Here is an 18,837-nt window from a genome sequence, read left to right as displayed (position 1 = left end):
ATCAGGCGCCCGGCCAGGCCTCGGCCAGCATCCTCCTGGTGTCGCGCAGCAGCTGCGGCAGCACCTTGGTGCCGGCCACGACGGGCATGAAGTTCGTGTCGCCGCCCCACCGGGGCACGACGTGCTGGTGCAGGTGGGCGGCGATGCCGGCGCCCGCGACGTGACCGAGGTTCATGCCGACGTTGAAGCCCTGGGCGCCGCTGGCCTGGCGCAGCGCCCGTAGCGCCCGCCTGGTGAAGTCGCCGAGCTCGGTCATCTCGTCGTCCTTCAGCTCGTCGTAGTCGGAGACGTGCCGGTAGGGGCAGACCATCAGGTGACCCGAGTTGTACGGGTAGAGGTTGAGCACCGCGAACACCGTCTCACCCCTGGCGACGATCAGGCCCTCCTCGTCGCTCATCTTCGGGATCTCGCAGAACGGGCAGCCGTCGCCCGCTCCTTCGCCGCTCGGCTTGTTCTCCCCCTTGATGTAGGCCATCCGGTGCGGTGTCCACAGCCGCTGGAAGTTGTCGGGCGACCCCGCCCCAGCCTGCTCCATCGGTTCGCTCTCCTGCATGTTCTGCAGCATATGACCATGGGTCTCCGGACAAACCAGGAGTCCTTCCGGCACAATCCCAAACAGCCGCAAAGGAGGCACGATGAGTGAAGCCTTGGCCGAGGAGACCGAGTCCTCCGCCCCAGCCCCGCGAGCCACCGAGACGACCTCAGCCGTACCGCCGGGCCCGGCCTGGCGTCCCGCCCCCTCCCCCCGCGCCGACGCCGCCCCTCCGGGCTCCGAGACCTCGCAGAACGCCGAGGAGAGCGGCGAAGAGGACACCGAAGGCGACCTCGGCGAGGATGCGGGAGAGGACTCCTCTCCCGACGCGATCGCCACGAGCGACGGCACCGGCGCGGCCGCCGTCGTGAAAGGCCGCATCACGGTGGCCGACGAGGTCGTCGAGAAGGTGGCGGCGCTCGCCGCCCTGGAGGTGCGAGGGGTGGCCGACCTCGGCGGCGACCTGGCCCGCGCCCTCGAGTCGGTCCGCGACCGCATCGGCATCGGCTCCCGCCGCGCCAACCAGGGCGTCGGCGCCCGCATCCAGGACCGCCAGGTCGCCGTCGACGTGACGATCGTCATCGAGTACGGGCACGTGGTCATGCAGGTGGCCGCCGAGGTCAAGACCAACGTCGCCACGACCGTGAGCAGGATGATGGGCCTGCGGGTGACCGAGGTGAACGTCGCCGTGGACGACGTCCGGCTGCCCGGAGAGCCGCGGCCCGCACGCGAAGGCCCTGACGACGCGGGCGCGTGACCCGCGATCGCTACGCTGGCCGTCCCCGACAGCGACACGGAGGACCCTGATGATCGAACCGCTCCCACCCATGCCCGAGGACTGGCGGCGCGCCCTGGCGATCGTCGCGCATCCCGACGACCTGGAGTACGGCTGCGCCTCAGCCGTCGCCAGGTGGACCGCCGAGGGCCGGGAGGTGGCCTACCTGCTCGTGACGCGCGGCGAGGCGGGCATAGACACCGTCGAGCCGGCCAAGGCGGGGCCGCTGCGCGAGCGGGAGCAGCGGGCCTCGGCGGCCGTGGTCGGAGTGAGCGAGGTGGAGTTCCTCGACCATGAGGACGGGATCATCGAGTACGGCGTCAGGTTGCGGCGTGATCTGGCCGCGGCGATCCGCCGGCACAGGCCCGAACTGGTGATCACTCTGCACTTCGGCGACACGTGGGGCGGGAGGTACTGGAACACCCCCGACCACAAGGCCGTCGGCAGGGCGGTGCTCGACGCGGCTGCCGACGCCGGCAACCGATGGATCTTCCCCGGCGACGGCCCGGAGCCGTGGAACGGGGTGCGCTGGGTGGCCGTGGCGGGCGCCGACGAGCCCACCCACGCGGTGGACGTCGGCGACACCCTGGAGCAGGGCGTGCGGTCGTTGCTCGAGCATCGCGCCTACATCGAGGCGCTGACCGACGAGGATCCCGAGGCGTACTGCAGGAGTTTCCTCGAAGGGGTCACGCGGCAGGCCGCCGAGCGGTTCGACGGGCGTCCCGCGGTCACCTTCCGGCTGTTCGAGCGCTGAGCGGGAAGACCCCCTGCCGCGCGGCGGCAGGGGGTCTGCTCTGACGCGTGTCAGTCACACGGGATGTAGACCAGCGCGGTCGCGTTGTCCTCGTCGTCCTCGAGGTTGACCTTCTCCCCGTCCTCGACCGAGACGATCTCCTCGGCGAGCGAGTTCGGGCCCCCGTTCGCGTGGAACACGGTGAACAGCGTCACGGTCGTCCCCGTCCGGTTCCTGACCGAGCTGGCCCTGCCGAGGAATCCCGTGCCGAGGCCGTGCACGCCGCACTCGCTCTCCTGCCAGAACAGCGCCGCCCCGTTGGGCTTGTCGTACAGGCAGACGTCCCCGTTCGAGCACTTCCACTTGGGCGCGGCCGTGCTCGACGCCTGCGCGGCGCCGGTCACCGCGGTGAGGACGGCCAGGCCGAGGCCGCCCGCCACCAGTAAGCGCGTGAGTCGCATGGATGTTCCTCCCCTGGAATCGCTTCCTGAGGAGGGTCTCCCGGCGGGCGCGCGCGTGCATGAGTAGGCCCCTACTCAGACCTGGACGCGACGCTCCACGGCGTTGACGATCTCGGCGACGGCCTCCTCGACGGGGACGCCGTTCTTCTGCTCGCCGCTGCGGTAGCGGAAGGACACCGCGCCGTTGGCGATGTCGTCGTCACCGGCCAGCAGCATGAAGGGCACCTTCGACTTCTGCGCGTTGCGGATCTTCTTCTGCATGCGGTCGTCGGCGGTGTCGACCTCGACCCTGATGCCGCGCTCGCGCAGCTTCTTGGCCACGTCGAGCAGGTACGGCGCGTGCGCGTCGGCGATCGGGATGCCGATGACCTGCACGGGCGCCAGCCACGGAGGGAAGGCGCCCGCGTAGTGCTCGACCAGGACACCGAAGAAGCGCTCGATCGACCCGAACAGCGCCCGGTGGATCATGACGGGCCGCTGACGGGAGCCGTCGGCAGCCTGGTACTCCAGCTCGAAGCGCTCGGGCAGGTTGAAGTCGAGCTGGATCGTCGACATCTGCCAGGAGCGGCCGATCGCGTCGCGGGCCTGCACGGAGATCTTCGGACCGTAGAAGGCGGCGCCGCCCGGGTCCAGGACCAGCTCGAGGTTCTCGGCCTCGGCCACCTCACGCAGCGTGCGGGTGGCCTCGTCCCAGACCTCGTCGGAGCCGACGGACTTCTCCGGGTCCTTGGTGGACAGCTCCAGGTAGAAGTCCTCCAGGCCGTAGTCGCGCAGCAGGCTGAGCGTGAAGCGCAACGCCCCCGCCAGCTCGTCCTTCATCTGCTCGCGGGTGCAGTAGATGTGGGCGTCGTCCTGGGTGAGCCCGCGGACCCTGGTCAGGCCGTGGACCACGCCCGACTTCTCGTAGCGGTAGACGGTGCCGAACTCGAACAGCCGCAGCGGCAGCTCGCGGTAGGACCTTCCGCGCGCGCCGAAGATCAGGTTGTGCATCGGGCAGTTCATCGGCTTGAGGTAGTAGTCGGCTCCCTCGACCTCCATGGCGGGGAACATGCCGTCCTTGTACCAGTCGAGGTGGCCCGACACCTCGTACAGGTGCCCCTTGGTGATGTGGGGCGTGTTGACGAAGGAGTAGCCGCCCTCCTCGTGCCTGCGCCTGGAGTAGTTCTCCAGCTCCCTGCGGATGATGCCGCCCTTGGGGTGGAAGACCGGCAGGCCCGAGCCCAGCTCGTCGGGGAAGGAGAACAGGTCGAGCTCGGCGCCCAGCTTGCGGTGGTCGCGCTTCTCGGCCTCCTCCAGCAGGTGGAGGTACTCCTCCTGCTTCTCACGGCTCTCCCACGCGGTGCCGTAGATGCGCTGCAGCTGCGGGTTCTTCTCGCTGCCCCGCCAATAGGCGCCGCCGGTGCGCATGAGCTTGAAGGCCGGGATGACCCTGGTCGAGGGCAGGTGCGGGCCCCTGCACAGGTCCTTCCAGCACAGCTCGCCGCTCTTGGGGTCGAGGTTGTCGTAGATGGTCAGCTGGCCCTCGCCGACCTCGACGCCGGCGCCGTCCTCGGCGGCCGAGGCGCCGCCCTTGAGGCCGATCAGCTCCAGCTTGTACGGCTCGCCCGCCAGCTCGGCGCGCGCGTCGTCGTCGGACACCTCGCGCCGCGCGAACAGCTGGCCCTGCTTGACGATCTCGCGCATCCGCTTCTCGATGCGCTTGATGTCGTCGGGGTGGAAGGCCGTCTCGACGTCGAAGTCGTAGTAGAAGCCGTTGTCGACGGGCGGGCCGATGCCCAGCTTGGCCTCGGGGAACAGCTCCTGCACCGCCTGGGCCATGACGTGGGCGGTGGAGTGGCGCAGGATGGCGCGGCCGTCCTCGCTGCTGATCTGGACCGGCTCGACCACGTCGCCTTCGCGGACGGGGGAGGCCAGGTCGCGGAGCTCACCGCCGACGCGGGCGGCGACGACGGTGCGGCCGTCGGCCTCGAGCGCCTCGCCGTACGTCGTGCCGGCCGCGACCACACGCTCGGCTCCGGCGAGGGTGATATGCAGCTCGGCTGACACGGTGACTCCTTGGATAGCAGTGTTTCGATGATGAACACCGATGCTATCGCGGGTCGTAACCCAGCCTGGTCAGGTCCTCGCGGCTGCCGTGGAAGACGTTGCGGTCGAGAGGGCTGTTGGCGTACTGGTGGATGGTCCAGTCGCGCCACGGCCTGGGCACGATCGGGTTGCCCTTCGCCTTCTCCGGCGAGGCGATCCAGAGCGGGTATTCGCCGAGGCCCGCGCAGTTGCCCTCGTTGGCGAACCACTGGAAGGTGTAGATGAAGGGCCGCATGCCCGCGTGCTTCTCGATCTGCCTGCACCAGCGGCGGGCGAACCTGGCCACCTGGTCGGGCGGCAGCCCGTCGTCGGACTCCAGGTCGAGCGCCACCAGGTCGCCCCTGCGCAGGCCGCCCGCGTTCCTGATGGTGCGGAGGAAGTGACGGGCCTGCTCGCCGGGGTCGCCCTTGGGCCTGGCGAAGTGGTAGGCGCCACAGACCAGCCAGTGCTCGCGCATGAGCTGCCAGTTGCGGTCGAACCACTTGTCGACCCACGTGCCACCCTCTGACGCCTTGGCGAATCCGAAGGCGACCCCGTCCTCGGCGTGACCGGCCCAGTCGACCGTTCCCTGCCAGTTGGACACGTCTATGCCGTGTAGCACGCGCTTCACCCTGCCGGAGTTTACGAAAGGGACCTGCGATCGGCCCCTCGCCTCGCCGTCTGCAGGTCATTGAACAGTTCCAGCCACATCGGGGCAACCACCCCCTTCGAATAGGCCCGTACGGTCCGCACGGCCTGCGCCCCGAGCCGCCTGCGCCGCGGCTCGTCGTCGATCAGCTCGGCGATCGCCCTGGCCAGCGCCTCGACGTCCTGCGGCGGCACCAGCACGCCGTCGACGTCGTGCGTGATGACCTCGCCCGGTCCCGTCGGGCAGTCGAAGGCGACGACGGGCAGCCCGTGGGCCATGGCCTCGATCATGACCATGGGCAGGCCCTCGAACCTGGAGCTGAGCACGTACAGGGAGGAGGCGGCCAGTTCCTGGTGGAATGCGCCGGTGCGGCCCATCAGCGCGACCCTGGAGGCGGCCGGCTCGGCAAGCGTGACGAGCTCGGCCTGCTTGGGGCCGGTGCCGTAGAGGCGCAGCCGCCAGTCGGGACGGTTCTCCGTGGCCTTGACGAAGGCGGGGATGAGCAGGTCGAAGCCCTTCTGGGGGACCAGCCTGCCCGCCGCGATCACGCTGGTGGCGGCGTGGTCGGCGGGCTCGCGCTCCATGGGGTGGACGGCGTTGGGGATGCGGATGATCCTGGCGCCGGGCATGACCGTCTCGTAGTGGGATCTGTCGGTCTCCGTGAGCACGGTGACGGCGTCGAACCTGCGATAGCCGCGCCTGATGGCCTTCTGCACGGCCGGGCGGTGGGAGGCGAGGTTCATGTGCTCCTGGGCGATCATGCGGACCAGGCCCGAGGCGTGCCTGGCGGCCAGCAGGTTGAGCGCGGGCCTGGTGGTGACGAGGATCCCGCCGGTCAGCCCGCGCAGCCAGGCGGCGACGGCGGCCTCCACCTCGGGGGTGAAGTAGCCGGCCGCCGGCTCGCCGCGCGGCACGACGTGGCCGCGTAGCCTGCGCAGGACCCTGGCCTGCAGTTGCGGAGGACGCACGCCCGCACGCTGGTCGACCAGGGTGCGCACCTTCACCCCCTCGGGGAAGGCGAAACCCGGCCTGGTACGCCGCCTGACGGCGGTGACGATCTCGACCTCGTGGCCGGCCGCCGCCATCCAGCCCGCCTGGGTCAGGACGGTGCGGATGGTGCCGCCCGTGCCGTAGGCGTGCAGGAGCAGGTAGTGGATCTTCATGGGTAGCCCCAGCGGCCGGTCAGCTCCCTCAGCGGGGCGGGCACCTCCTCCGCCGTGGGCAGCGGGCGGCCGGACTGGACGGCGCCGGTGCGGATCTTGTCCTTCCAGTCGCCGAGGCCCTTGACCCAGGGGGCGTCGCCGTACTCCAGCATGGCCGGCTCGAAGTCGACGCCCAGGAAGGAGCAGATCTCACCGGCCTTGCCCGCGGGATCGGCGGTGAAGTCCTCGTAGCGCACGGTCAGGCCGGGCAGCGCCTTCCGCGCGCGGTCGACGGCCTTCATGTAGCGCAGCGCGTCGGCGACCGCGTCGTCGGCGGAGCGGCCCGTGCTCTCCTGCCACGAGCGGGCGATGGAGGCGGGGTGGCGGAGCAGGAACACGTACCTGGCGTCGGGCCAGCAGGTGGCGATGCGCTGGAAAACGAACGCGTTGGCCGGCGTCTTGTCGACGATGATCTGCTTGCCGCTCCTGTGCAGTTCCCTGTGCAGCACGCGGTCCCACAGCAGGTGCTCCAGGTCGGCTCTGTTGTGGCCGAGAGCGTCCATGGCCCGCTCGGCCAGCGGCGTGCCGTAGCCGACCGTCAGCCTGCGCACGTGCAGCTCGTGCGGGGCATGGATCTTGGAGTGGGCGTTGAGCACGGCGCGCAGCAGCGTGGACCCCGACCTGACGGGGCACAGGAGGAAGACCGGTTCGCGCAGCAGCCTGTCAGAGGCCGGGTCGGCCGGCGGCCTGACGTCCGCCTCGGCCCCGGGCACGGCGGCGGGCACGGCGGCGGGCAGCCTGGTGAGCTGGAAACCCGTCATCTTGCCGAAGGTCGTGTTCACCCTCCGTATCCAGTTCATGCGGTTGGACGTTAACAAGCGGACCTGAGGATTGCCTGGGCTTCCGCTCACCGGAAGGACACAGTGGTGTTGTCGGCGTCGGCTGGAACGGTGAGCGCCATGAAGGTCGGGAAGTTGGTCGGGTCGGCGGCGGAGGCGGTCGCCGGCATCGGTGAGGGGTCGTCGCTGGCCGTGGGCGGTTTCGGGCTGTGCGGCGTGCCGTCGGTGCTGATCGCCGCGCTGCACCGGCAGGGCACGGGCGGGCTCCACGTGGTGTCGAACAACTGCGGTGTCGACGAGCGAGGGCTGGGGCTGTTGCTGGCGGCGGGAAGGATCGCGCGGGCGACGGGCTCCTACATCGGCGAGAACAAGGAGCTGGCCAAGCGCTACCTGAGCGGCGAGATCGAGGTGGAGCTGGTACCGCAGGGCACGCTGGCCGAGCGGCTCAGGGCTGGTGGCAGCGGGATCCCCGCCTTCTACACGCCCGCCGGGGTCGGGACGCTGGTGGCCGAGGGCGGGCTGCCGTGGCGCTACGCCGCCGACGGGAGCGTGGCCGTGGCCTCGCCCGCCAAGGAGGTGCGGGAGTTCGGCGGCGTGCCGTACGTGCTGGAGGAGTCGATCAGAACGGACTTCGCGCTGGTCAGAGCGGCCAAGGGCGACGTCCACGGCAACCTGGTCTTCGACAGGAGCGCGCGCAACTTCAACCCGCTGGCGGCGATGGCGGGCAGGGTGACGATCGCGGAGGTGGAGGAGCTGTGCGAGCTCCAACCCGACGAGGTGCACCTGCCCGGCGTGTTCGTGCAGAAGGTGGTCGCGCTGACGCCCGAGCAGGCGGCAGACAAGCACGTGGAGAAGAGGACGGTGCGCGCCTGATGGCCTGGTCCAGAGAGCAGATCGCGGCCAGGGCGGCGGCCGAGCTCACCGACGGCGCCTACGTCAACCTCGGCATCGGGCTGCCGACGCTGATTCCCGCCTTCATCCCGCCCGACGTGCACGTGGTCGTCCATTCGGAGAACGGGGTGCTGGGCGTGGGCCCCTACCCGCTCGAGGACGAGGTGGACCCCGACCTGATCAACGCGGGCAAGGAGACGGTCACCGTCCTGCCGGGGGCCTCGTTCTTCGACTCCTCGCTGTCGTTCGGGATGATCCGCGGCGGCCACATCGACGTCGCGGTGCTCGGCGGGATGCAGGTCTCGGCCCGTGGCGATCTGGCCAACTGGTCGGTGCCCGGCAAGCTGATCAAGGGGATGGGCGGCGCGATGGACCTGGTCCACGGTGCGCGCAGGGTGATCGTGGTCATGGAGCATCTCGCCCGCGACGGCTCGCCGAAGATCGTCAAGGAGTGCTCGCTACCTCTGACGGGGGCGGCGTGCGTGCACCGGATCATCACCGATCTGGCCGTGCTGGACGTGACCCCGGACGGGCTCAGGCTGGTGGAGACCGCGCCCGGCGTGAGCGTGGAGGAGGTGCGCGCGGCCACCGAGCCCGAGGTGCTGACTGAGGGTTAATATCCGGACATGCCGCCCGTTAGCGTCGCAGGAAAAGTGATGGCGATCCTGGACGCCTTCTCCCAGGGCGAGGTACGGCTCACGCTGACCGAGATCTGCCGCAGGGCGGACCTGCCCCTGGCGACGGGGCACCGGCTGGTGGGAGAGCTGAGCAGGGGCGGCTTCGTCGAGCGGCTGCCCGACGGCGCCTACCGGGTCGGCATCAGGCTGTGGCGGATCGGCGCCCAGGCGGCGGCCGCGGCGGACCTGCGCGAGCTGGCGCTGCCGTACATGGAGGACCTGTACGAGGTCACGCGCGCCAACGTGCAGCTGGCCGTGCGGCGCGGGCTGAAGGCGCTGTATCTCGAACGGCTGCGGGGACCCGCCTCGGTGCCCACCGTCAGCAGGGTCGGCGGTGAGCTTCCCCTGCACGCCACCGGGGTGGGCAGGGTGCTGCTGGCCTTCGCGCCCGAGCAGGTGACGGACGAGGTGGTCTCCGCCGGTCTGAGCGCACTGACCAGGCACACGGTGACCGATCCCGACCGGCTGCGCGCCGCCCTCGCCGAGGTGCGCAGGACGGGTGTGGCGGTGACGCGCGAGGAGATGACGCTGGGCACCTGCTCGGTGGCGGCCCCGGTGCGCGGCGCCGACGGGCAGGTGGTCGCCGCGCTGTCGATCGTCACCAGGCCGCGCGCCGACCTGCGGGCGGTGGTGCCCACGCTGGTGACCAGCGCGCGGGCGCTGTCGCGGGATGTCAGCGGCCACTACTGATGGAATGGTTCCGCTGACCGGAAGACCGGCGGCCGAGCCTCGGGGGCCGACCATGAGGATCAGGGCATGCGTACCCAGGTAGCGATCATCGGCGCGGGACCCGCGGGTCTCCTGCTCTCCCATCTGCTCGAACGGCGCGGCATCGACGCGGTGGTGCTGGAGAGCCGTGACCGCGCCCACTGCGAGCGGCGCCAGCGGGCGGGGATGCTGGAACAGGGCACGGTGGACGTGCTGCGGGCCGCCGGCGCGGGCGAGCGGCTGGACCGCGAGGGGCTCACCCACCACGGTCTGGAGCTGCGCTTCGGCGGGGCCGGCCACCGGATCGCGCTGAGCGAGCTGACCGGTGGCAGGACGGTCACGATCTACGCGCAGACCGAGATCGTGAAGGATCTCATCGCGCTGTCGCCCGAGGGCAGGATCAGGTTCGAGGCGGAGGTCCTCGAGGTCGATCCCGCCTCGCCGCGCGTCACCTACCGCGAGAACGGCGTGCTGAGGACGCTCGACTGCGACCTGGTCGCCGGCTGCGACGGCTTCCACGGGGTCTCGCGCGCCGCCGTGCCCCGGGCGAAGGTGTTCGAGCGCGACTACCCGTTCGCGTGGCTCGGGGTGCTGGCCGACGTGCCGCCCTCGACCGAGGAGCTCGTCTACTGCCACCACGACCGCGGCTTCGCCCTGCACAGCCTGCGTTCGCCCGAGGTCAGCCGTCTCTACCTCCAGGTCTCGCCCGACGAGGAACTGGCCGCGTGGCCCGACGAGCGCATCTGGAGCGAGCTGCGCACCAGGTTCGCCACCCGCGACGGGTGGACGCTGAAGGACGGCCCGATCAGGGAGAAGGCGATCACGCCGATGCGCAGCTTCGTCACCGAGCCGATGCGGCACGACAACCTGTTCCTGGCCGGTGACGCCGCGCACATCGTGCCGCCGACCGGCGCCAAGGGGCTCAACCTCGCGGTCTCCGACGTGACCGCGCTCGCCTCCGCGATCGCCGCCCGCTACGAGGAGGGCTCCTCGGCGCTGCTCGACGGCTACTCCTCCGCCAGGCTCAGGCGCGTGTGGCGGGCCGAGCACTTCTCCTACTGGATGACCACGCTCCTGCACACCGACCACTCAGCCGACGCCTTCGCCAGGAGGTTGCAGCTGTCCCACCTGGAGTACGTCGTCTCGTCGAAGGCGGCGGCGACCACGCTGGCGGAGAACTACGTAGGCTTCGCCCATGACGGCCCCTGACCTGCTTCCTCACCTGCGGCGCGCCCGCGACCTGGCCGACCGCCACTACGCCGAGCCGCTCGACCTCGAGGCCCTGGCCGGCGCCGCGGGCTGCTCGCGCTATCACTTCGCCCGCTCCTTCAAACACGTGTACGGCGAGACGCCCGCGCGCTACCTGACCTCGCGCCGCATCGAACGGGCCAAGGACCTGCTGCGCGCCACGAACCTCAACGTCACCGAGATCTGCGTCCTGGTCGGCTTCTCCAGTCTGGGGTCCTTCAGCTCCCGCTTCACCGCCATGGTCGGCATGTCGCCGAGCGCCTTCAGGGAGGAGTCCGTACGGCAGGGCGGCCCTCCCCCGATCCCCGGCTGCTTCGTGCTGATGTGCACCCGTCCGCCGTTCGAGCAATCTGGGAGAAGCGGTCCTTCGAGCCGTTCTCCTACGGTCGGAGGAGACGGACGAGGAGGAGGAACATCATGATCACTGGACTGTCGCACACCTGCGTCTACGTCCTCGACCAGGATGAGGCGAAGGCGTTCTACACCGAGAAGCTGGGTTTCGAGGTGCGCGAGGATGTCAGCCTCGGCGACTACCGCTGGCTGGTGGTGGCTCCGAAGGACCATCCGGAAGCGACGATCATCCTGTCGGCCATCGGCGCGCCGCACTTCGACGAGGAGACGGCGGGACAACTGCGGTCGGTGATCGCCAAGGGGGCGCTGGGCCCCGGGGTCATGGCCACTGACGACTGCCACAAGAGCTACGAGGAGCTGTCGGCCAAGGGCGTGGAGTTCGTCCAGCCGCCGGCCGACCGCCCCTACGGGATCGAGGCGGTCTTCCGCGACAACTCAGGCAACTGGTTCAGCCTGACCCAGCGCAAGCGCTGACCCGCGGCCCCGATCGCCACAGGGCGGGGCGGGTCCTGCCGTAGGCCCGGGGGGCGTGTCGTGCAGGACGGGCCTCAGAGAAGGGTCTTGAGGAGGTTTCTGGTGCGCTCCCACGAGGAGAACTCGGCCGCCACGAAGTCGGTGACCCCGATCCCGTCCAGCGCCTCGATCTGGGCGCGCACCGCGGCCTCGTCGCCGACGATCGCCACGTCGCCGGGGTCGGCCGCGCCCTCCTTGTCGAGCATCGCCCGGTAGGACGGCAGCCGGCCGTACGCCGAGAAGACCTCGGCGGCGCGCGCCCTGGCCCCTTCGGGGTCGTCGGTGACGCAGACGGGCAGCGCGCACACCACGCGGGGGGCGGGCCTGCCCGCCCGCTCGGCGGCCCGCGTGATGGCGGGCACGACGTGCTCCTCGACGGTCCTGGGCCCGGTCATCCAGAGCACGGTGCCGTCGGCCATCGAGCCCGCCAGTTCGAGCATGCGGGGCGCGAGGGCGGCGATCAGCACCGGCATGCCCGCGCCGGGGATGTTCAGCCTGATGTCGGCCTGCAGGGTCTCGCCCTTGACCTTCGCCTTCTCGCCGCGCGCCAGCGGCAGCAGGATGTCCAGATACTCCTTCATGTGCCTGGCCGGCCGCTCGAAGCTGTAGCCGAACATGTGCTCGATGACGACCTGGTGCGACACGCCGATGCCGAGGGCGAGCCTGCCGCCGAGGGCGAGGTTGGCGGTCAGCGCCTGCTGGGCCAGTGCCGCGGGGTGACGCGGATAGGTCGGGACGACCGCGGTGCCGAGCTCGATGCCGGGCACCTGGCCGCCCGCCACGGCCAGCGTGGTGATCGCGTCGAGGCCGAAGATGTTGGACAGCCAGGCGGAGGCGAATCCGTCGCCGGCGGCTCGGGCGATCGACTCCCGCAGCTCGGCGATGGGGTCAGCACCCTTGGGGTCGTTGAGGAACAGTCCGACTCGCATCGCAACCGAACTCCGTTCTCATCAGGATGCGGCGAGTCTAGCCCCACTAGATCCTGATCACCGCGTCCGCCACGGTGATCTTCCTGTCGATCAGGCCGGCGGCGTGGAACAGGTCGGCGGCGCGCTGCTGCTCGGCGACGAACTCGGGAGTGACCTCCTCCACGCCGAAGGGGCGTCTGCGCAGAGCGTTCTCCCAGTCGTCGACGCTGCCGCCGTCGTCGGCCGCGAACAGCTCGGCGGCCTCGCGGGGGTGCTCGGCGATCCAGGCGTCGGACTCCTTGAGCGCGGCGACGATGGCCCTGACCGCGTCGGGGCGCTCGGTGGCGAAGTCGCGGCGGGTGAACCAGAGCGAGCGGTGGCTGAACAGGCCGTCGGTCTCCACGAGCGTCCTGGTCCTGTCCTCGACCTTGCTCAGCGAGGGGTAGGAGCCGACCCACGCGTCCACCTCGCCGTCGAGCAGGAGCCGCGCGGCGTCGACTCCCGCGTCGACGGGGACGATGTCGCTCCAGGCGAGCCCCGCGTCGTCGAGGGCGAACAGCAGCAGGGTCGTCTGCCATGAGCCGTGCCCGAGCGCCACCTTCCTGCCCTTGAGGTCGGCGACCGTCCTGACGTCGGAGTCGGCCCTGGTCACCAGGCGGCCGTTCTCGTGACGGGAGCCCGAGACGCCGACGTAGACGATGTCGTGGCCTTTGCCCTGGGCGGTGACCGGCGGCGTCGATCCCGTGCCGATGAAGTCGTAGCCGCCGTCGAACAGGTGGTCGCCGTGGAGTGAGGGCAGCCCCTCGGTGGGCGAGGGGCGTTCACCCGCGGGCAGGTCCCTGAGGTCGACCCACTCGACCTCAGGCAGGCTCTTCTCCAGGATGCCGCGGTGGCGCAGCACCCAGAGGGAGTTGTTGGAGGGGAAGTATCCGACGCGGACGGTCATCAGGAGAGTCCTTTCATGAGGGGGAGCACGTTCTCGCCGACGCGGTAGGCCTCTTCCAGGTGAGGCACGCCGGCCAGGATGAAGGAGTCGACGCCGAGCGCGGTCAGCTCGTCGAGCCGCTCGGCGACCTGCGCGTAGCTGCCGACCAGCCCGAAGGCGGGCCCGCCGCGCAGCAGGTGGAAGCCGCCCCACACGTTGGGGGTGACCTCCAGGTCACGGTGGCCGGTGACGGGCCCGGTGACGAACGACTGGCTGCGCTGCCAGCCGATCGAGTCGCCCGTGGCGCCGCGCAGCACCGAGGGGTCGATGTTGTCCCAGCCCTGCGCGATCTCGGCCCATGCCTCCTGCTCGGTCTCGCGGGCCAGCACGTCGATGCGGACCGCGAACTTCGGCGGGGTGAGGCTGCGCTCGCGCACCCGCTCGAACTTCTCCTCGAGGGCGTGGAACGGCTCCAGCCAGGACAGGTAGTAGTCTGCGTGCCGTCCCGCGGCCTCGATGGCGGCGGGCGAGGAGCCGGAGAAGTAGATCTCGGGAAAGGGCTGGCCGAGCAGCGGCGCAGGCAGCCGCCCGCCCTCGACCCGGTAGAAGCGCCCGTGGAAGGAGTACGGCCGCTCGCCCCACACGCCCCTCAGCACGTCGAGGAACTCCGAGGTGCGCGCGTAGCGGTCGTCGTGGTCCACCTTGTCGCCCCACCACAGCTGGTCGGGCCCGCCACCCCCGGAGATCACGTTGTAGACGACCCGCCCGCCGGTGGCGCGCTGCAGCGTCGCGGTCATCCGCGCCGCCTGCACCGGGTGCAGGAACCCCGGCTGAAAAGCGATCATGAACCGGTAGGTGGAGGTCTCGCGGCCCAGCGTGGCGGCCGTCGCCCACGGGTCGTCGGTATTGGGGAAGGACGGCAGCAGCCCGCCCGCGAACCCCGCGCCCTCGGAGGCCCTCGCCACGTCCGCCATGTGCTCGACGTAGCTGTAGTCGTCGCGCGTCCCCGGGGCGAGGTTGCCGGGCGCGAGCGGCGCCCAGTCTCCCCTGGTGGGCGTACGGCGGCGCAGCGACGGCTGGTCGCCGTGGGTGCCGATGCGCCAGTAGATGTCAACCGGCATGAGCGATCTCCCTCGCCAGCAGCGGAAGCAGGTGCTCGCCCAGGCGGTAGGTCTCCTCCAGGTACGGCGTGGCCTCCAGGTAGAAGACCTCGACGCCCTGGTCGATGTAGTCCCGGATGTGGCGGGCGATCCGCTCGTAGGACCCGGCGAGGCCGGGGAAGCCGTCGCGCGCCGCCTCCTCGTCGGTCTCCCTGGCGTGGACCGCCAGCCGCACGCCGTAGGTGAGACCCGGCAACTCGGCCGTGAGCGACAGGTCGTCGCCGTGGTCGAAGACGTGGACGTCGGCGTGCCGTACCGACAGGGCGAGGGCCTCGGGCGAGGTGCCCGACAGGTGGACGCGCGGGAAGGCCCGCCCCGACAGCGGCGGTGCGAAGCCGCCGGACAGCACCTGGTAGAAGCGGCCCTCGTGGGTGTACTCGCGCTGGTGCCAGACTCCCTTGGCGATCGTCAGGAACTCCTCCGCCCGCGCGTAGCGGTCGGCGCCCTCGGTGAAGTCGCCGTGCGCCCTGGCGACCGCAGGGTCGAGGTCGACGTCGATCCGCCAGTCGAGCCGGTCGCCGGAGAAGCGCTGCAGGGAGGCGGCGACCTTGGCGGCGTAGACCGGGGTGGCGATGCCGGGGTGGAACCCGGCCAGCAGCCGCAGGTACCTGGACTGCCTGAGCAGCCCCGCCGCGATGACCAGCGACTCCTCCCCCTCGGGATCGAAGGGGGCGTAGGCGCCGGTGTAGCCGGTCAGCTCCGCCGCCCTGCCCACCTGCAGGAGGTGGTCGCCGCCGCGCCGCTGGCCCTGGCTGGGCAGCGTGATGAAGAACTCGGCCATCACGCGCCCGCCAGGATCTCGCGCGCGGCGGCCAGCGGCCCGTGGGCGGCCCAGGCGTCGATGTCGACGTCGGCGGCCAGGAAGCCGTGCAGGCGCAGGAACTCCTTCTGCACGCGCAGCAGGTCGAGGCGCTCGGCCGACAGGTCAGGGTGCAGCGAGGTATGGAAGTCGTCACGGTAGGCGGTGGCCACGCCCTGCGCGCCCGAGCGGGTCTCCCTGCCGAGGATGGTGCGCACCTCCTCCAGGCTGGTGGCCGCCCAGTCGGCGGCGCGCAGTGTCTGGACGAGGAACCCCGTGACGGCCTCGGGGCGTTCGGCGAGCAGGTCCTCGTGCACCGTGATGGGCCTGGGGGTGCCGTTGTTCACCCGGGTGCGCGGGTCCGGGTGGGCGTCGAGGTCCACCGCCACGACCGCGCCGACCTGGGCGGCCTGCTCGGCGGCACGGGCGCCCTTGACGTAGACGGCGTCCACCTCGCCCCTGGCCAGTTCCTCGATACCGGGCCACGACCACGGCCCGTTCCTCGCTCCGCGCCCCACGTCGGGCCCTGCGATTCCCACGTCCACGAAGCTCACGTCGTCGAGCGTGAGCCCCGCCTGCGACAGCGCGCCCTTCGCGCCGTGCAGCGCCATCGCGCGGGGGAAGCTCTCCGCCCTGGTCGCGGCCCACGCGGGAAGGGCGAACCTGGCGCCGCGCAGGCCGGCCGCGTCCTTGATCCCCGACTCCGGCCTGACCAGGACGGACTGCCACTCCTCGATCCACGTGAGGCCGATCAGCCTGGTGCGCGCCCCCTCGGAGCGGGCGGCCAGCGCGGGGACGTTGCCGCCCTCGCGGAACAGGCCGAGCAGGTCGTGGTCGAAGTGGTGCCTGGCGATCTCGGGCGGCGCGTCCTGCAGGATGCCGACCTCGCCGAGCTCCTGCTCCAGCCAACCCAGGTTGTGCGCCAGCCCGGAGGCCGTCGGCACCGGGCAGCGGGTGTACCAGATCTTCATACGTGCACTCCAAGGTGGGAGAGGAACAGTGCGCGGTGCGCGAGGAAGGCGGGGTCGTCGCGCTGTCTCGGATGGGGAAGGTCGATGCGGCGGTCCACGGCCAGCTCGCCCTCGCGCAGCACGGCGACGCGGTCGGCCAGGCGTACCGCCTCGTCCACGTCGTGGGTGACGAGCACGACGGCGGGGCGGTGGCGGGCGCACAGCTCGGCGACGAGGTCCTGCATCTGCAGCCTGGTCAGCGCGTCGAGGGCGGCGAAGGGCTCGTCCAGCAGGAGCAGCTCGGGCTCCCTGACCAGGGCTCTGGCCAGGGCGACGCGCTGCGCCTCCCCGCCGGACAGCGTGGCGGGCCACGCGTCGCCGCACCCGTCGAGGCCCACCTCGGCCAGCGCCGCGAGCCCCGCTTCGCGGGCCGAGCGCGGCAGGCCGAGCGTCACGTTGGCCAGCACCCTGCGGGCCTGCACCAGCCTGGGCTCCTGATAGACCGTGGTACGGCGGCGCGGCGCGAGCACCGTGCCCGTGTCGGGCCGTTCCAGTCCCGCGAGGATGCGCAGCAGCGTCGTCTTGCCCGTGCCGCTGGGGCCCAGCAGGGCGAAGAACTCGCCACGGGCGAGGTCGAGGCCGACGTCCTTCAGGACGGTCTTGCGGCCGAAGGCCTTGCCGAGCCCCTGGACGATCACCGCCGCCACGGCATGCTCACCCTCTCGACACCGCGAACGGCCAGGTCGATCGCCAGGCCGAGCACGGCGTAGATCACGACGCAGAGGATCATGTAGTCGTTGCGGTAGTACTGCTGCGAGAGCGTGACCAGGTAGCCGATGCCCTCGGTGGCGCCGATCTGCTCGGCGGCGATGAGGCCCGTGAGGGCGACCGACAGGGAGACGCGCAGGGCCATGAGGATGCTCGGCAGCGCGGTCGGGACGATCACGCCGAGCGCCAGTCCAGGGCCCTTCAGCCCGAAGCCCCTGGCCGCCTCGACCACCTTGCGGTCGACCCCGCGCACCCCGAGATAGGTGTAGGCGTACATCGGGCCGGCCGTCGCCACGGCGACGAGCACGACCTTGAACGTCTCCTCCACCCCGAACCACGAGATGAACAGGGGCACCAGCGCCAGGAAGGGGACGGCGCGCTTCATCTGCATGGTCGGGTCGACCAGCTCCTCGCCGAGCGCGGACAGGCCCGCGACCACGCCGAGGAGCAGGCCGAGCCCGCCGCCGAGCAGGACCCCGAGACCTGCTCGGTGGGCTGAGGCGAGCAGGTAGTCGGCCAGCTGTCCCGTCCGGGTCAGCTCGCCGAGCGCGGCCGCCACCTGGGCGGGGGCGGCCAGCACGTCGGAGGGGATGGCGCCGCGGGCCGCGCCGTACCACCAGGCGGCCAGCAGGACCAGCGGCACCGACGCCCTCACGGCGGCGCCGAGGACGGGCGGGCGCCGTCTGGTGCCGAGGAAGCGCGGCTCCTCCAGCCCCTCCACGGGCTCGGCCCTGGTGAGGGTCGTCATCGGGCCGCCTTCTGCTCGAAGACGACGTCGGCGGGGTTCACCGAGGCGGGCAGCACGCCGTACTTCTGGAAGACGCCTGCCACGTCCTTGACGTAGGACAGGTCGGCGGCGGTGGCCGGGCGCGGCGGGAGGGCGTACCTGGCCTTGGCCAGCTCCTCCTGCAGCCGCGCGCCCGACAGCGCGGTGGGCCCCTGGGTGAGGAAGACGTTCTGGAACTTCTCCGGCTCCTTCTTGGCCTGGGCCGTGAGCTCGCCGAGCACGTCGAGGTAGACCCGCACCGCCTCGGGGTGGCTCTGGAGCAGCTCCACGCGTGCGGCCTGGATGTTGAGGTCCTGGTCGGGCAGGTCGTTGCTGTGCGCGAGGACCCTGGCGCCCTTGGCCACGACCTCCGGGTAGGCGCGCACGATCGCCCACCAGGCGTCGACCTTGCCGGTGGCGAAGGCGGAGGCGGCCTGGTCCGGGTTGAGGTAGACCCGGGTCACCTGGTCGGGCCGCAGACCGGCCTTCTCCAGCGCGAGCAGCAGCAGGTACTCCCCCCGCCCGCCCTTGTTGACCGCGATCTTCTTGCCGGCGAGCTCCTTGACGTCCTTGACCGGGCTGTCGGCCGGCACCACGAGCCCGTCGGTCCTGGGCGCGGCGGGGTCGGTGACCCTGTCGGTGATCGAGAAGATCTTGATGTCCCTGCCGTTGGCCAGGTAGCCGAGCGCGGGCGAGATCGCGCCCTCCAGCACGTTCACCGAACCCGAGCGGACGGCGTCGACGGTGGCGGTGAAGGAGGCGTAGGTGCCGCCCCACTCGACCGACGCGCCGACGGCGGCCAGCCGCTTCTCCAGGATCCCGTTCTTCTTGGCGTACGCCAGCGGGCCTGCGTTGCCCGGATCCTTCAGCTTGAGTACGGCTCCCTGCTGCGCTTTCGCGGCGGGGGACGCACAGGCGGACAGAGCGCAGAGCGTCGCGACCGCGAGGCTCGCAAGACGAGGACTCATATTCCCTATA

General features: G+C 71.1%; 22 protein-coding genes. 8 read left to right on the top strand and 14 right to left on the bottom strand.

Going from position 1 to position 18,837, the window contains the following annotated elements:
• Window position 1: 1 nt before the first annotated feature.
• A complete protein-coding gene (locus tag AC3EO4_RS43900; RefSeq protein ID WP_379571678.1) occupies window positions 2–553 on the bottom strand; it encodes an HIT family protein in 552 nt (183 codons plus the stop codon).
• An 82-nt stretch (window positions 554–635) separates the two neighbouring features.
• Between AC3EO4_RS43900 and AC3EO4_RS43895 the strand changes: the two genes are divergently transcribed.
• Both AC3EO4_RS43895 and AC3EO4_RS43890 read left to right on the top strand, forming a co-directional pair.
• Window positions 636–1,289 carry an Asp23/Gls24 family envelope stress response protein gene (locus AC3EO4_RS43895; RefSeq protein ID WP_431901679.1) on the top strand — a complete coding sequence of 218 codons (654 nt, stop codon included), beginning with the start codon at window positions 636–638 and terminating at the stop codon, window positions 1,287–1,289.
• Window positions 1,290–1,338: 49 nt separating this feature from the next.
• Window positions 1,339–2,061, top strand: coding sequence for a PIG-L deacetylase family protein (locus AC3EO4_RS43890; RefSeq protein WP_431901677.1), 723 nt, complete (start codon window positions 1,339–1,341; stop codon window positions 2,059–2,061).
• Between the two features lie 50 nt (window positions 2,062–2,111).
• Here the strand turns inward: AC3EO4_RS43890 and AC3EO4_RS43885 are convergent, their stop codons facing one another.
• From AC3EO4_RS43885 to AC3EO4_RS43865, 5 genes are all read right to left on the bottom strand, one after another.
• Complete coding sequence (locus AC3EO4_RS43885) at window positions 2,112–2,501, bottom strand: peptidase inhibitor family I36 protein (protein ID WP_379571684.1); 390 nt, start codon at window positions 2,499–2,501, stop codon at window positions 2,112–2,114.
• 75 nt (window positions 2,502–2,576) lie between these two features.
• The gene (gene thrS / locus AC3EO4_RS43880) at window positions 2,577–4,547 is read right to left on the bottom strand and encodes a threonine--tRNA ligase (RefSeq protein WP_379571686.1); all 1,971 of its coding nucleotides are present in this window, start codon (window positions 4,545–4,547) and stop codon (window positions 2,577–2,579) included.
• A 43-nt stretch (window positions 4,548–4,590) separates the two neighbouring features.
• Window positions 4,591–5,196, bottom strand: a complete 606-nt coding sequence (locus tag AC3EO4_RS43875) for a glycoside hydrolase family 25 protein (RefSeq protein WP_431901675.1) — start codon at window positions 5,194–5,196, stop codon at window positions 4,591–4,593.
• 11 nt (window positions 5,197–5,207) lie between these two features.
• Window positions 5,208–6,377 carry a glycosyltransferase family 4 protein gene (locus tag AC3EO4_RS43870; RefSeq protein ID WP_431901673.1) on the bottom strand — a complete coding sequence of 390 codons (1,170 nt, stop codon included), beginning with the start codon at window positions 6,375–6,377 and terminating at the stop codon, window positions 5,208–5,210.
• Window positions 6,374–7,216, bottom strand: a complete 843-nt coding sequence (locus AC3EO4_RS43865; protein WP_431901670.1) for a sulfotransferase family protein — start codon at window positions 7,214–7,216, stop codon at window positions 6,374–6,376. Before AC3EO4_RS43865 ends, AC3EO4_RS43870 begins: the two co-directional genes overlap by 4 nt.
• Window positions 7,217–7,315: 99 nt before the next feature.
• On the opposite strand from AC3EO4_RS43865, the gene AC3EO4_RS43860 reads away from it, so the two are divergent.
• The 6 genes from AC3EO4_RS43860 to AC3EO4_RS43835 all read left to right on the top strand — a co-directional run bounded on the left by AC3EO4_RS43860 (window position 7,316) and on the right by AC3EO4_RS43835 (window position 11,544).
• Window positions 7,316–8,068: a CoA transferase subunit A gene (locus AC3EO4_RS43860; protein WP_379571694.1), complete on the top strand. Its 753-nt coding sequence runs from the start codon at window positions 7,316–7,318 to the stop codon at window positions 8,066–8,068.
• Entirely contained in the window at window positions 8,068–8,703 is a 636-nt protein-coding gene (locus AC3EO4_RS43855; protein ID WP_379571696.1) for a CoA transferase subunit B, read from the top strand. The genes AC3EO4_RS43860 and AC3EO4_RS43855 overlap by 1 nt, the downstream gene beginning before the upstream one ends.
• Window positions 8,704–8,712: 9 nt before the next feature.
• Window positions 8,713–9,453 (top strand): IclR family transcriptional regulator, encoded by a 741-nt coding sequence (locus AC3EO4_RS43850; RefSeq protein ID WP_379571698.1) that lies wholly within the window; start codon window positions 8,713–8,715, stop codon window positions 9,451–9,453.
• Window positions 9,454–9,519: 66 nt separating this feature from the next.
• The gene (locus AC3EO4_RS43845) at window positions 9,520–10,680 is read left to right on the top strand and encodes a 4-hydroxybenzoate 3-monooxygenase (RefSeq protein WP_431901667.1); all 1,161 of its coding nucleotides are present in this window, start codon (window positions 9,520–9,522) and stop codon (window positions 10,678–10,680) included.
• Window positions 10,667–11,140 carry a helix-turn-helix transcriptional regulator gene (locus AC3EO4_RS43840; protein WP_431901664.1) on the top strand — a complete coding sequence of 158 codons (474 nt, stop codon included), beginning with the start codon at window positions 10,667–10,669 and terminating at the stop codon, window positions 11,138–11,140. The genes AC3EO4_RS43845 and AC3EO4_RS43840 overlap by 14 nt, the downstream gene beginning before the upstream one ends.
• Window positions 11,137–11,544: a VOC family protein gene (locus tag AC3EO4_RS43835; RefSeq protein WP_379571704.1), complete on the top strand. Its 408-nt coding sequence runs from the start codon at window positions 11,137–11,139 to the stop codon at window positions 11,542–11,544. Before AC3EO4_RS43840 ends, AC3EO4_RS43835 begins: the two co-directional genes overlap by 4 nt.
• A 74-nt stretch (window positions 11,545–11,618) precedes the next feature.
• Here the strand turns inward: AC3EO4_RS43835 and AC3EO4_RS43830 are convergent, their stop codons facing one another.
• The 8 genes from AC3EO4_RS43830 to AC3EO4_RS43795 are packed head-to-tail and all read right to left on the bottom strand — an operon-like array spanning window position 11,619 to window position 18,827.
• On the bottom strand, window positions 11,619–12,512 hold the full coding sequence (locus AC3EO4_RS43830) for a TIGR03564 family F420-dependent LLM class oxidoreductase (protein ID WP_379571706.1): 894 nt from the start codon (window positions 12,510–12,512) through the stop codon (window positions 11,619–11,621).
• Window positions 12,513–12,558: 46 nt separating this feature from the next.
• Window positions 12,559–13,437: an ABC transporter substrate-binding protein gene (locus AC3EO4_RS43825; protein WP_431901660.1), complete on the bottom strand. Its 879-nt coding sequence runs from the start codon at window positions 13,435–13,437 to the stop codon at window positions 12,559–12,561.
• Entirely contained in the window at window positions 13,437–14,537 is a 1,101-nt protein-coding gene (locus AC3EO4_RS43820; protein WP_379571710.1) for an LLM class flavin-dependent oxidoreductase, read from the bottom strand. The genes AC3EO4_RS43825 and AC3EO4_RS43820 overlap by 1 nt, the downstream gene beginning before the upstream one ends.
• Window positions 14,527–15,357 (bottom strand): LLM class flavin-dependent oxidoreductase, encoded by an 831-nt coding sequence (locus AC3EO4_RS43815; protein ID WP_379572099.1) that lies wholly within the window; start codon window positions 15,355–15,357, stop codon window positions 14,527–14,529. Before AC3EO4_RS43815 ends, AC3EO4_RS43820 begins: the two co-directional genes overlap by 11 nt.
• Entirely contained in the window at window positions 15,357–16,346 is a 990-nt protein-coding gene (locus AC3EO4_RS43810; protein ID WP_431901656.1) for an ABC transporter substrate-binding protein, read from the bottom strand. Before AC3EO4_RS43810 ends, AC3EO4_RS43815 begins: the two co-directional genes overlap by 1 nt.
• A complete protein-coding gene (locus AC3EO4_RS43805; protein WP_431901653.1) occupies window positions 16,343–17,032 on the bottom strand; it encodes an ABC transporter ATP-binding protein in 690 nt (229 codons plus the stop codon). The genes AC3EO4_RS43810 and AC3EO4_RS43805 overlap by 4 nt, the downstream gene beginning before the upstream one ends.
• Window positions 17,020–17,841: an ABC transporter permease gene (locus AC3EO4_RS43800; protein WP_431901652.1), complete on the bottom strand. Its 822-nt coding sequence runs from the start codon at window positions 17,839–17,841 to the stop codon at window positions 17,020–17,022. Before AC3EO4_RS43800 ends, AC3EO4_RS43805 begins: the two co-directional genes overlap by 13 nt.
• The gene (locus tag AC3EO4_RS43795) at window positions 17,838–18,827 is read right to left on the bottom strand and encodes an ABC transporter substrate-binding protein (protein WP_431901649.1); all 990 of its coding nucleotides are present in this window, start codon (window positions 18,825–18,827) and stop codon (window positions 17,838–17,840) included. The genes AC3EO4_RS43800 and AC3EO4_RS43795 overlap by 4 nt, the downstream gene beginning before the upstream one ends.
• Between the last annotated feature and the right edge of the window lie 10 nt (window positions 18,828–18,837).

It is taken from the genome of Nonomuraea sp. bgisy101 (assembly GCF_057708945.1).
This window is presented reverse-complemented; position numbering and strand designations above follow the sequence as displayed.

Coding starts and splice junctions, on each gene's coding strand:
- AC3EO4_RS43900 (WP_379571678.1), bottom strand. CDS start 553: ATGCAGGAGAGCGAACCGATGGAGCAGGCTGGGGCGGGGTCGCCCGAC.
- AC3EO4_RS43895 (WP_431901679.1), top strand. CDS start 636: ATGAGTGAAGCCTTGGCCGAGGAGACCGAGTCCTCCGCCCCAGCCCCG.
- AC3EO4_RS43890 (WP_431901677.1), top strand. CDS start 1,339: ATGATCGAACCGCTCCCACCCATGCCCGAGGACTGGCGGCGCGCCCTG.
- AC3EO4_RS43885 (WP_379571684.1), bottom strand. CDS start 2,501: ATGCGACTCACGCGCTTACTGGTGGCGGGCGGCCTCGGCCTGGCCGTC.
- AC3EO4_RS43870 (WP_431901673.1), bottom strand. CDS start 6,377: ATGAAGATCCACTACCTGCTCCTGCACGCCTACGGCACGGGCGGCACC.
- AC3EO4_RS43865 (WP_431901670.1), bottom strand. CDS start 7,216: ATGAACTGGATACGGAGGGTGAACACGACCTTCGGCAAGATGACGGGT.
- AC3EO4_RS43860 (WP_379571694.1), top strand. CDS start 7,316: ATGAAGGTCGGGAAGTTGGTCGGGTCGGCGGCGGAGGCGGTCGCCGGC.
- AC3EO4_RS43855 (WP_379571696.1), top strand. CDS start 8,068: ATGGCCTGGTCCAGAGAGCAGATCGCGGCCAGGGCGGCGGCCGAGCTC.
- AC3EO4_RS43850 (WP_379571698.1), top strand. CDS start 8,713: ATGCCGCCCGTTAGCGTCGCAGGAAAAGTGATGGCGATCCTGGACGCC.
- AC3EO4_RS43845 (WP_431901667.1), top strand. CDS start 9,520: ATGCGTACCCAGGTAGCGATCATCGGCGCGGGACCCGCGGGTCTCCTG.
- AC3EO4_RS43840 (WP_431901664.1), top strand. CDS start 10,667: ATGACGGCCCCTGACCTGCTTCCTCACCTGCGGCGCGCCCGCGACCTG.
- AC3EO4_RS43835 (WP_379571704.1), top strand. CDS start 11,137: ATGATCACTGGACTGTCGCACACCTGCGTCTACGTCCTCGACCAGGAT.
- AC3EO4_RS43830 (WP_379571706.1), bottom strand. CDS start 12,512: ATGCGAGTCGGACTGTTCCTCAACGACCCCAAGGGTGCTGACCCCATC.
- AC3EO4_RS43825 (WP_431901660.1), bottom strand. CDS start 13,437: ATGACCGTCCGCGTCGGATACTTCCCCTCCAACAACTCCCTCTGGGTG.
- AC3EO4_RS43820 (WP_379571710.1), bottom strand. CDS start 14,537: ATGCCGGTTGACATCTACTGGCGCATCGGCACCCACGGCGACCAGCCG.
- AC3EO4_RS43815 (WP_379572099.1), bottom strand. CDS start 15,357: ATGGCCGAGTTCTTCATCACGCTGCCCAGCCAGGGCCAGCGGCGCGGC.
- AC3EO4_RS43810 (WP_431901656.1), bottom strand. CDS start 16,346: ATGAAGATCTGGTACACCCGCTGCCCGGTGCCGACGGCCTCCGGGCTG.
- AC3EO4_RS43800 (WP_431901652.1), bottom strand. CDS start 17,841: ATGACGACCCTCACCAGGGCCGAGCCCGTGGAGGGGCTGGAGGAGCCG.
- AC3EO4_RS43795 (WP_431901649.1), bottom strand. CDS start 18,827: ATGAGTCCTCGTCTTGCGAGCCTCGCGGTCGCGACGCTCTGCGCTCTG.